The sequence below is a fragment of the Isoptericola sp. Y581 genome (assembly GCF_059445475.1).
Genome location: NZ_JCAIUK010000007.1, coordinates 221,743 through 231,939 on the forward strand (window position 1 = coordinate 221,743; position 10,197 = coordinate 231,939).

The 10,197-nt window shown below is 73.2% G+C and carries 10 protein-coding genes; 7 read left to right on the plus strand and 3 right to left on the minus strand.

The window, feature by feature from the left end; all coding sequences use genetic code 11:
• Positions 1 to 23: 23 nt before the first annotated feature.
• Genes AC1C2W_RS14940 through AC1C2W_RS14950 form a run of 3 tightly spaced genes read left to right on the plus strand, consistent with a single transcriptional unit; the run spans position 24 to position 3,399 of the window.
• Positions 24 to 734 carry a TetR/AcrR family transcriptional regulator gene (locus tag AC1C2W_RS14940; RefSeq protein WP_495390045.1) on the plus strand — a complete coding sequence of 237 codons (711 nt, stop codon included), beginning with the start codon at positions 24 to 26 and terminating at the stop codon, positions 732 to 734.
• The gene (locus AC1C2W_RS14945) at positions 731 to 1,735 is read left to right on the plus strand and encodes an ABC transporter ATP-binding protein (RefSeq protein ID WP_495413526.1); all 1,005 of its coding nucleotides are present in this window, start codon (positions 731 to 733) and stop codon (positions 1,733 to 1,735) included. Before AC1C2W_RS14940 ends, AC1C2W_RS14945 begins: the two co-directional genes overlap by 4 nt.
• Entirely contained in the window at positions 1,732 to 3,399 is a 1,668-nt protein-coding gene (locus AC1C2W_RS14950; RefSeq protein WP_495413527.1) for an ABC transporter permease, read from the plus strand. Before AC1C2W_RS14945 ends, AC1C2W_RS14950 begins: the two co-directional genes overlap by 4 nt.
• Before the next feature lie 38 nt (positions 3,400 to 3,437).
• Here AC1C2W_RS14950 and AC1C2W_RS14955 read toward each other — a convergent pair whose 3' ends face one another.
• Both AC1C2W_RS14955 and AC1C2W_RS14960 read right to left on the minus strand, forming a co-directional pair.
• Complete coding sequence (locus AC1C2W_RS14955) at positions 3,438 to 3,764, minus strand: alpha/beta fold hydrolase (RefSeq protein ID WP_495413528.1); 327 nt, start codon at positions 3,762 to 3,764, stop codon at positions 3,438 to 3,440.
• 196 nt (positions 3,765 to 3,960) lie between these two features.
• On the minus strand, positions 3,961 to 5,250 hold the full coding sequence (locus AC1C2W_RS14960; protein WP_495413529.1) for an NAD(P)/FAD-dependent oxidoreductase: 1,290 nt from the start codon (positions 5,248 to 5,250) through the stop codon (positions 3,961 to 3,963).
• Positions 5,251 to 5,323: 73 nt separating this feature from the next.
• Between AC1C2W_RS14960 and AC1C2W_RS14965 the strand changes: the two genes are divergently transcribed.
• Complete coding sequence (locus AC1C2W_RS14965) at positions 5,324 to 5,986, plus strand: MOSC domain-containing protein (protein ID WP_495413530.1); 663 nt, start codon at positions 5,324 to 5,326, stop codon at positions 5,984 to 5,986.
• Here the strand turns inward: AC1C2W_RS14965 and AC1C2W_RS14970 are convergent.
• Positions 5,940 to 7,148: a hypothetical protein gene (locus tag AC1C2W_RS14970; protein WP_495413531.1), complete on the minus strand. Its 1,209-nt coding sequence runs from the start codon at positions 7,146 to 7,148 to the stop codon at positions 5,940 to 5,942. The genes AC1C2W_RS14965 and AC1C2W_RS14970 overlap by 47 nt on opposite strands.
• A gap of 340 nt (positions 7,149 to 7,488) precedes the next feature.
• Here AC1C2W_RS14970 and AC1C2W_RS14975 point away from each other — a divergent pair, with 340 nt between their 5' ends.
• The 3 genes from AC1C2W_RS14975 (at position 7,489) to AC1C2W_RS14985 (ending at position 10,158) form a co-directional block, all read left to right on the plus strand.
• Positions 7,489 to 8,457: an ABC transporter substrate-binding protein gene (locus tag AC1C2W_RS14975; RefSeq protein WP_495390057.1), complete on the plus strand. Its 969-nt coding sequence runs from the start codon at positions 7,489 to 7,491 to the stop codon at positions 8,455 to 8,457.
• A complete protein-coding gene (locus tag AC1C2W_RS14980) occupies positions 8,454 to 9,266 on the plus strand; it encodes an ABC transporter permease (protein WP_495390058.1) in 813 nt (270 codons plus the stop codon). The genes AC1C2W_RS14975 and AC1C2W_RS14980 overlap by 4 nt, the downstream gene beginning before the upstream one ends.
• An 85-nt stretch (positions 9,267 to 9,351) precedes the next feature.
• Entirely contained in the window at positions 9,352 to 10,158 is an 807-nt protein-coding gene (locus tag AC1C2W_RS14985) for an ABC transporter permease (RefSeq protein ID WP_495390059.1), read from the plus strand.
• Positions 10,159 to 10,197 lie beyond the last annotated feature (39 nt).

Genomic DNA, 10,197 nt, shown 5'->3' on the forward strand with positions numbered 1-10,197 from the left:
AACGAGTGTTTAGTCTGTTGAACATGCGTTCAGCCCAGCCTGCTCCCGAGGTCCCCGACGCCGCGTTCGTGCCGTCCGACGGCAGCGCTCGTGCCCGGATCCTCGACGCCGCGGTGCTGCGCTTCGCGCGCTCGGGCTTCGGGGCGTCGGTCCGTGCCATCGCGACGGACGCCGGGGTGAGCCCGGCCCTCGTCATCCACCACTTCGGCTCCAAGGACAAGCTCCGCGCGGCGTGCGACGAGCGCGTGCTCGCCTGGATCGTGGAGACCAAGCGGGAGAACATGGGCAAGGCCACCGGCGGCCAGCTGTTGGAGGTGCTCGCTCGGACGGACGAGATGGCGCCCCTGGTGGGCTACGTGCTGCGGTCGCTGCAGGGCGGCGGCGCCGTGGGCCGGGCGTTCGTCGAGCACATGGTCGACGACGCGGAGCAGTACACCTCCGAGGCCGTCGCCGACGGCATCGTGAAGCCCAGCCGGGACGAGCGGGCACGAGTGCGCTACCTCGTGTACTCCTCCCTCGGCGCCCTGATGCTGTCGGTCACGTTCGACCCGCCGTCCGACCCCGAGGACATCTCGGCCGCCGTGCGGCGCTTCATCGCAGATCTCTACCTGCCGATGCTCGAGCTCTTCACCGAGGGCTTCCTCACCACGCCCCGCATGCTCGACGACTACCTCCAGCTCATGCACCACGACGACACGTCCCACGAGGACCCGTCCCACGAAGAGGAACCATGACCACCACGCAGTCTGCGCCGGCGATCGAGATCCACGACCTGCGCAAGTCCTTCGGCTCCGTCCAGGCCCTCGACGGCCTGGACCTGACGGTCGAGGCGGGCCAGGTGGCCGGCTTCCTGGGGCCGAACGGCGCCGGGAAGTCCACCACCATCCGGGTGCTGCTCGGCCTGTTGCGCCCGACGTCCGGCAGCGCCCGCCTGCTGGGCGGCGACCCGTGGCGCGACGCCGTCGCGCTGCACCGCCGCCTGGCCTACGTGCCGGGCGACGTGTCCCTGTGGCCGAACCTCACGGGCGGCGAGGCGATCGACTACCTCGCCCGCCTGCGCGGCACGCCGGACAGGCGGCGCAAGGCCGAGCTGCTGGAGCGGTTCGAGCTCGATCCCACCAAGAAGGCGCGCACGTACTCCAAGGGCAACCGGCAGAAGGTCGCGCTCGTCGCGGCCCTGGTCACCGAGGTCGACCTGCTCGTGCTCGACGAGCCGACGTCCGGCCTCGACCCGCTCATGGAGGCCGTGTTCACCGAGTACGTGCGCGAGGCCAAGGCCGCGGGCACGTCGGTGCTGCTCAGCAGCCACATCCTCAGCGAGGTGGAAAAGGTCTGCGACACGATCACGATCATCCGCAGCGGCCGCGCGGTGGAGTCCGGCACGCTCGACGAGCTGCGCCACCTCACCCGGTCCAGCGTCACCGCCGTCGTCGACCGCGACCCGGCCCCGATCGCGTCCCTGCCCGGCGTGCACGACCTCGCGACCACGACGGACGCTGCCGGGACCCGCGTGACCTTCGACGTCGACAACGCCACGATGGGCACGCTCCTGCCCGCGATCAGCGCCCTCGGCGTGCACGCGTTCACCGCCGCGCCGCCGTCGCTGGAGGAGCTGTTCATGCGGCACTACGGCGACGAGCTCGCCGCCGACGGCGTGCCCACAGGCGGCCGGGACGGCGGGGACGGCGCGGGCAAGCACGCCGCCGTCTCCGGCAGCACGGCAGGTGCGCGATGAGCGCCGTCGCCGCCGCGCCCCCGCGCGCGGCCCGGCCCGCCGCCGCGCGCGCCGGCGGCGGCGGCACCACGCTCACGGGGACCTGGAGCCTGGTGCGGTTCATCCTGCGCCGCGACCGGGTGCGCCTGCTCGTGTGGGCGCTCGCCGTCCCGGCGCTCTACGTGGCCTCCATCGCCGAGTACACGACGATGGCGGACGACCCGGCCGGGATGCAGGCGCGCGCCGCGCTGGTCCAGACGCCGGCCATGGTGTCGATGACCGGGCCCGGCTACGGCACCGACGACTACACGGTCGGGGCGGCGGTCTCCAACGAGCTCGTGCTGTGGATGGTGCTCGCGCTCGCCGTCATGAGCATCCTCCAGGTGGTGCGGCACACCCGCGCGGAGGAGGAGTCCAGCCGGTCCGAGCTGGTGCGGGCGGCGGCCGTCGGGCGGCACGCGACGGTGGTCGCGGCGCTGGTCGTGGTGCTGCTCGTCAACCTGGTGGTCGCCGCCCTGTCCGCCGCGGTGCTGGTCGGCAACGGCCTGGAGGCCGTCGACTCGGTCGCGCTGTCGCTCGGCGTGGCGATGAGCGCCATGACGTTCGGCGCCATCGCGCTGGTCGCGGCCCAGGTCACGGAGCACTCGCGCGGGGCCAGCGGGATCTCGTTCGCCGCGCTCGGCGCCGCGTTCACGCTGCGCACCATCGGCGACATGCAGGAGGCGCACGGCAGCTGGGTCTCCTGGCTGTCGCCCATCGCGTGGGCGCAGCAGATGCGGGCCTTCGTGGACCTGCGCTGGTGGCCGGCCGCCCTCGGCGCCGTCGCCATCGTCGCGCTGCTGCTCGTCGCGTCGTCCCTCGCGTCCCGACGCGACTTCGGCGCCGGGCTCGTCGCCGACCGCCCCGGCCGCGCCGACGCCCTGGCGCGCCTGCGCAGCCCGTCCGCGCTCGTGTGGGCGCAGCAGCGCATGGCCCTGCTGTGGACGGCGCTCGGCCTCGCGCTCATGTGGTTCGCGACGGGCACGATCGTCAACCAGGTGTCGTCGATGACCGCGTCGCTCGCGGACAACCCGGTCTATGCGAGCGTCCTGGGCGACGGCGAGGTGACCAAGGCCTTCGTCGGCATCATCGTCCTGTACGCCGCGCTGGGCGCCGCCGCCTACGGCATCGTCGCGGCCCTGCGCGCCAAGACGGAGGAGGACGCGGGGCACGCCGAGCTCGCCCTGGCGACGCCGGTCTCCCGGGGCCGCTGGCTCGGGGCCCAGGTCGCCGTCACGTCGGCCGGGACCCTCGTGGTGCTGGTCACCGGCATCCTCGCGCTGGCCGCCGGCGCCGCCGTCGCCGGCTCCGAGGACGTGACTTTCGGCCAGGCCACCGAGGCGGGTCTGCTGTACCTGCCGGCGCTCGCGGTGTTCGTCGGGCTGGCCGCGGCGCTGTTCGCGTGGGCGCCCAAGGCCACCTCCCTGGTGTGGCTGCTGCTCGAGTACACGATCCTGGTGGCGCTGTTCGCCGACCTGTTCGGGCTGCCCGACTGGGCCCGCCGGATCTCGCCGTTCTTCTGGGTGCCCGACCCGCTCACCGAGGACGTCGACTGGGCGCACGTCGGCGGGCTGGCCGCCGTGGCCGCGGTGCTGTTCGTGCTCGCGTTCGTCGGCTTCCGGCGGCGGGACGTCGCGACGAGATGAAATGACGACGTGAGCGGCCGAGGCGCACGCACCTCCGGCTACTCGAAGTGCGTCTTCATGAACGCCGTCGTCTTCTGCGCGACGAGGTCCGGCTCGTGCTGGAACACGTCGTGACCGACGTCCAGCTGGACGAGCCGGGCTCCGGCCTCGGCGGCGAACTGCGTGCTCGCCGGGACCCAGAAGTCGCCGATCTCCGTGCCGTCGGAGACGAACAGGGGCATCGGCACGTCCGGGACCGTGCCCGCCTGCACGGTGGCCGCGTTGTCGAGCGAGTCGTAGTGCGGCACGGCCATGTCGAGGCCGACGATGCCGGCGACCTCGTCCGGGTGGGTCTGCGCCCGGTACAGGGCCTCGAGCCCGCCCATCGGGTGCGGGGCCAGGACGTACGGGGGCTTCTCGCCCGCGAGCCGTAGAGCTTCCCGGTCGTCCTCGAGGACCGAGGCGACGTCACGCTCGGTGGCGGGGACGGAGCGAGGAAGCCCGCGGTCGGTCAGGGGACAGCCACCGTTCGACAGGCTCAGGACGGCGCAAGCTCAACCGCCGGGTGCGGTCTCGACACGCTCAACCGGCGGTCTTCGGCGGCCGGACGGTCGGGACGTCGCCGACGATCGGGATCGGCCGGCGGTGGAACGGGAAGCCGTACCGGGTCAGGAGGCCGGCGAGCGTCGTGACGCGGTTACGGGGCCCGACGAGCGACATGATGTGCACGAAGAGCCACACCAACCAGGCGCGCCCCGCCGTGAGCCGCAGCGCCTTGGAGGTGCCCGGCAGGGTCAGCTCGGCGACGGCCGCACGACGCCCGACCACCGCCATCGTGCCCTTGTCGTGGTAGCGCACCTGCGTCGTCGGGCGACCCGCGAACAGCGCAAGGATGTTCCGCGCGGCGTGCTGACCACCCTGGATCGCGGGCTGCGCGAGCTGGGGCAGCCACTCGGGCGGCTCCGCGATGTCGCCGACGGCGAAGACGCCCGGCCGTCCCTCGACCTGGAGGTCGGCGGCGACGGCGATGCGACCGCCGTCGCGGCGTGGCAGGTCCCAGTCGTCCACCTCCGGGTGGGGCGCGACGCCCGCCGACCAGACCGTCAGGTCGGAGCGGATGCGCGTGCCGTCGGTGAGGACGACCGCGTCGGGCTGCACCTCGGCCACGCCGGCGCCCAGGTGCAGCCGGACGCCGCGGTGCTCCAGCTCCTTCGCCGCGTACTCGCGCAGGCTCGGGTGGAACGACTTGAGCACCTCGGTGCCGCGCTGCACGACCGTCACCTCGAAGGCGTCGCCGCGGATCTCCGGGTAGGCGGGGGCGAGCCCGGCGGTGCGCAGCTCGGCCAGTGCACCGGCGACCTCGACGCCGGTGGCGCCGCCGCCCACCACGACGACGCGCAGCCCGTCGTCCGACCCGGGGGTGAACGCCGACCGCTCGAGCCGGATGAACAGCTGGTCGCGGATCCGCAGGGCCTGGGAGCGGGAGTACATCCCGACCGCGTTCTCCTTGGCGCCCGGCGTCCCGAAGAAGTTCACGGTCACGCCGTTGGCGAGCACCAGGTAGTCGAACGGGACCGTCTCGTCGTTGGCGAGGCGGATCCGGCGCGCGTCGTGGTCGATGCCCACCAGGTGCTCGTGCAGCACCCGCACGTTCTTCTGCTTCAGGCGCAGTCCGCGCAGCCAGTAGGTGACGTCGCCCGGGCTGAGCCCGCCGGTCGCTACCTGGTAGAGCAGGGGCTGGAACGTGTTGTAGACGCGGCGGTCGATCAGCGTGACGCGGACGGGAGCGCCGGCGAGGGCCTTCACGGCGGCGAGCCCGCCGAACCCTCCACCGACGACGACGACGTGGGGTAGGTCGGTGCGTTCGCTCACGGGACCACCGTAGGCGAACGGCGGCGGTGTGCCCTGCTGTCGTCGACCGAGCCGGGCCTGAGACGATGGTCCCGTGCCCGAGCTCCTCGCCGTCTGCCGCGTGTTCGCCCTCCTGCCCGATGCGGGCACGGTCGGCGTCACCGCCATCGACAAGCGCCCCGTCGACGGCCGGGTGAAGGCCCGCCCGTACGGGCTGTACGCCGACGTGCAGGCCGACCGCGCCGACCACGGCGGCCTCGACCAGGCGGTCTACGCCTACTCCCAGGAGGACGCCGAGGCCTGGGGGGCGGACCTCGGGTACGAGGTGACGCCGGGACTGTTCGGCGAGAACCTGCGCACGCGCGGGCTCGAGGTGAGCCGCGCCGTCGTCGGCGAGCAGTGGCGCGTGGGCTCGTCCCTCCTCGAGGTGACGCAGCCCCGCACGCCGTGCCAGACGTTCGCCCGCCGCCTCGGCTCGCCGCCGCGCTGGGTGCGCCGGTTCACCCAGGCGAACCGGACCGGCGCCTACCTACGCGTGGTCGAGAACGGCGACCTGGGCGCCGGCGACGCCGTGGAGGTCGTGCACCGGCCCGCCCACGGAGTCACCCTCACGGACTGGTTCGGGGCGTTCAACCGGCTCGACGGCGCGCCCGAGCTCGCCGACGTCGCGAAGGCGCTGCTGGTCGCCCACGACGTCGGCGAGCTGCGGCTCAGCGACGAGATGCGGGAGCGGGCCGAGAAGGCGCTGGTGCGCTGACCCCGGCGGCGCCGGGCTCGTCCGGGTCGGCCTTCCCGGTGCCGACGCCGTACCGGCGCCCGGCGTAGCCCCAGACGGCGAGTGCGAGCGCCGGCCCCCAGAACCACGCGGGGAAGTACAGCGCCGCGGTGCCGCCCATCATGAGGAGCATCGGGACCGCCGCGCCGCAGAGCATGACGGCGACGATCCCGCCGGGGACGATCGCGGCCGCCGGCGGCACGGGCCACCCCGCCCGCCGCCCGAACCACCGGGGGAGCCGTTCGCCCCACGGCAGGATCAGGCCGAGCGTGAGGACGATGCCGAGCCAGGCTCCCGACGAGAGCGACAGGCCCTGGATCCGCACGGCGAGGGTGAGCTCCTCCCCGGGGCCCGCGAGCTGCGGCCATGGGGTCAGCCAGGTGAGCCGGGCGAGCGCGTACGGCAGCGGGCCGAGTGCCGCGACGATGGTGAAGAGTCGGCGGTGGCGCGTCACCCAGGCGGTGGCTCGCTGCAGCGAACCCCGCCGCCAGGCGCCGACGAGGACGAGCCCGGCCCAGGCGGACGCCGTCGCGAGCGGGAGGAGCACTGCGACGAGACTCCAGCGCTCGCGCGCGAACCCGGTCGTGATGCCGGCGAGCCAGGTGGCGAACGCGTCGCGCGCGACGACGACCCCCACCACGGCGGCCACCGCCGCGAGCAGCAGCGGGAGCCGCCACGCGGGATGCGTCCGGAAGATCTGCGTCCCCGCCCACACCGCAAGGACCGGCACGGCGAGGGCGACGAGGTAGCCGGCGACGCTGAGCGTCCCGGAGCCCTGGGCGAAAAACCCGAACGCGGCGACCTGGACGAGGGCGACCGGCGTGACCGCCCGCCAGGGCTGCCGCCCGGTGGCCAGCAGGACCGCGGCCGTCGCGGTGCCGAACAGAGCCACCGCGAGCAGCAGCCAGGTGAGCGGCAGGCCGGGCAGGAGGGAGTGTCCGAGGGTGTTGTCCGCCTCGCGGAACGGGTCGACGTCGGGCCGCGCGGCGAAGAACCCGAGCAGCGCGGCCGTCGCGGCCGACGTGCCGAGCGCGGCGGCGCCGAGCGACCTGCCCGGTGGCCGAGAACCTCGATTCCCCGGGGCGGGCCCGGGGGTCGGGACCTCGCGTGCGGGGCCGTCGTGGGGGATGAACCTGGTGGTCATCGTGGTGCCTCCTCGGTGGGTTGGCTCCACGTTCCCGCCGCGGCCGGCGCCCCGGCCTCCCCCCGGCGGGGGAACCGCATCCTCCGGGTGCGTGAACGGGGCGGTGCGGCTCAGGGGCAAGGGGCGGTCGCGTCGCGCGCTCACGGTCGCCGCGGGGACCGTTGACCGGCCCGACCGGCGCCCACTATGTTCACTCTCAGCACACTCGTTCGGAGAACGGACCAATGACGGTCCGTCGATCCGGTCGGACCATTCAAAGGAGAACACCGTGCCAAGGAAGAGCGTGGGTCCGAAGTCGATCGCCGGTCCGATGTCGATCGCTGGGCCGATGAGGAGCGCTGTGCGCCGCGTCGTCCCCGCCGCGGTCGCCGCGGCGTCCGCCTTCGCCCTCGCCGCGTGCGGCGGTTCGTCGGGGGATCCCGACCCCACCGCGTCGGGCGACGGCGAGCTCACGCCCGTCACCGTGGGCGTCATCCCCATCGTGGACGTCGCGCCCATCTACCTGGGCGTCGAGCAGGGGTTCTTCGAGGACGAGGGCCTCGACATCACGCTCGAGCTGGCGCAGGGCGGCGCCGCGATCGTGCCCGCCGTGCAGAGCGGCGAGTACCAGTTCGGGTTCAGCAACGTCACGTCCCTCCTGCTCGCCTCGCAGCAGGGCCTGCCCCTGAAGATCGTCGCCCCCGGGAACCTCACGACCGGCGAGCCGGGCAAGGACTTCGCCGCCGTCGTCGCGCTGCCGGACTCCGGGATCGAGACGGCCGCGGACCTCGCGGGCAAGACGGTCGCCGTCAACACGCTCAACAACATCGGCGACACCACGGTGCGCAAGGTGGTGGACGACGCGGGCGGCGACCCGACCGCCGTCGAGTTCGTCGAGATGGGCTTCCCCGACATGCCCGCCGCGGTGGAGAGCGGCCAGGTCGACGCGGCGTGGATCCTCGAGCCGCACCTCACCCGCGCGCTGCAGTCCGGGGCCGAGCCCGTGGTGTGGAACTTCGCGGAGACCGACCCGAACCTGCTCATCGCCGCCTACTTCACCTCCGACCAGCAGATCGCCGACGACCCGGAGACTGTGGACGCGTTCACCGCCGCGCTGGAGAAGTCGCTGACGTTCGCCGAGGAGAACCCGGACGAGACGCGCGCCGTGCTCGACTCGTACACCGAGATCGAACCGGCGGTGAAGGACGCCATGGTGATGCCCCGCTTCACCGCCGAGCTCGACGAGGCGCAGGTGCAACTGCTCGCCGACCTGGGCCTCGAGTACGGCATGTTCGACGAGCCGGTCGACGTCTCGGCGCTGATGCCATGACGGCGGCCGCGCCGCGCCTGACCGGCCACCGTCCGGCGAGTCTTCGACCGGCGCTGCTCGGCATGGCGGGTGTCGTCGCGCTCCTCGTGCTGGTGCAGCTGCTGCCGGCCACGGGCCTGGTGAACCCGGACTTCCTGCCGACGACGACGATGATCCTCGCCGCGCTGGTGGAGCGCGTGCAGACGCCGGAGTTCTGGGTGGCCCTGGGCGACACGCTGGTCACGTGGATCACCGGCCTCGCGATCAGCGTCGTCGCGGGCGTCGTGCTCGGCGTGGTCATCGGTATGGTCCCGTTCCTGCGCGCGGTCACCGCGTCGACGATCGAGTTCCTGCGGCCGGTGCCGTCCGTGGCGCTCATCCCGATCGCGGTGCTGCTGTGGGGCACGGGCATGCAGGCCACGCTGCTGCTGGTGGTGTACGCGTCGTTCTGGCAGGTGCTGGTGCAGGTGCTCGCGGGCGTGCAGGACGTGGACCCGGTCGCGAGCGACACCGCCCGGTCGTACCGGTTCTCGGTGCTCGCCCGGGTGCGCACCCTCGTGTGGCCGACGGCGCTGCCGTACGTGATGACGGGACTGCGGCTGGGTGCCGCGGTGGCGCTCATCCTCACCGTCACCGGCGAGATGCTCATCGGCACGCCCGGCATCGGCAAGCTGCTCGCCGTCGCCCGCGAGTCCGGGGCCGTGCCGTCCATGTACGCGCTGGTCGTGGTGACGGGCCTGCTGGGCGTGGCGGTCAACCTGCTGGCCCGCGCGCTGGAGCACCGGGCCCTGTTCTGGCACCCGTCGGTGCGTGGGGAGGTCATGGCATGAGCGCGAGGAGCCCCCGCAGAGGTACGCCGAGGCACGAGGTGTGCCGGAGCGAGGCACCGCAGCGATCGTGCGAGAGGGGGATCGCATGAGTACGGTCACGAGCGCCCTCCGCTCGCTGCTGCTGGCGGTGGGTCTGCCGCTGGTGCTGCTCGCCCTGTGGTGGGCGGTGACGGCGAACAGCGTCTCGCCCTACAACCCGCCGCTGTCGGAGATCTTCGCGACGATCGGGCCCACGTGGTTCTCCGGGGACACGTTCGCGGACACCCGCTTCGTGCAGGACATCCTACCGAGCCTCGGCCGCCTCCTCGCCGGGTACGCCGTCGCCCTGGTGGTCGGGGTGACGCTGGGGCTGCTCATCGGCGCGATTCGGCCGCTGCGCGAGCTCGCAGAGCCGGTGCTGGAGTTCTTCCGGGCCATCCCGCCGCCCGTCATGGTGCCCGTGCTCATGCTCTTCCTCGGGGTGGGCACGTCGATGCGGGTGTTCGTCATCGCGACCGGTGCGCTGTGGCCCATCCTCCTCAACACGGTCGAGGGGGTGCGCGGGCTCGACCCGGTGCTCAAGGACACCGCGCGCGCCTTCCGCTTCGGGCGGTGGGGTCGCATTCGCCGGCTCATGCTGCCGGGCGCCAGCCCGCAGATCGTCACCGGTGCCCGACAGGCGCTGTCGATCGCGATCATCCTCATGGTGATCAGCGAGATGTTCGCCGCGCGCGACGGCCTCGGCTTCTCCGTGGTCCAGTTCCAGCGCAGCTTCGCCATCCCCGAGATGTGGAGCGGCGTCATCATGCTCGGCCTGCTCGGGGTGCTCCTGTCCTTCGTCTTCCGGATCGCGACCGCCGCGGTCCTCGCCTGGTACCACGGGTACCTGCGGTCCCAACGTGGAGGTGCCTAGATGACCACCCCGTCCACCCCGTCCACCCCGTCCACCCCG

Excerpts from the sequence above, each read along its gene's own strand:
- AC1C2W_RS14940 (WP_495390045.1), top strand. The coding sequence starts at position 24 with ATGCGTTCAGCCCAGCCTGCTCCCGAGGTCCCCGACGCCGCGTTCGTG.
- AC1C2W_RS14945 (WP_495413526.1), top strand. The coding sequence starts at position 731 with ATGACCACCACGCAGTCTGCGCCGGCGATCGAGATCCACGACCTGCGC.
- AC1C2W_RS14950 (WP_495413527.1), top strand. The coding sequence starts at position 1,732 with ATGAGCGCCGTCGCCGCCGCGCCCCCGCGCGCGGCCCGGCCCGCCGCC.
- AC1C2W_RS14955 (WP_495413528.1), bottom strand. The coding sequence starts at position 3,764 with ATGGGCGGGCTCGAGGCCCTGTACCGGGCGCAGACCCACCCGGACGAG.
- AC1C2W_RS14985 (WP_495390059.1), top strand. The coding sequence starts at position 9,352 with ATGAGTACGGTCACGAGCGCCCTCCGCTCGCTGCTGCTGGCGGTGGGT.
- AC1C2W_RS14970 (WP_495413531.1), bottom strand. The coding sequence starts at position 7,148 with ATGACCACCAGGTTCATCCCCCACGACGGCCCCGCACGCGAGGTCCCG.
- AC1C2W_RS14980 (WP_495390058.1), top strand. The coding sequence starts at position 8,454 with ATGACGGCGGCCGCGCCGCGCCTGACCGGCCACCGTCCGGCGAGTCTT.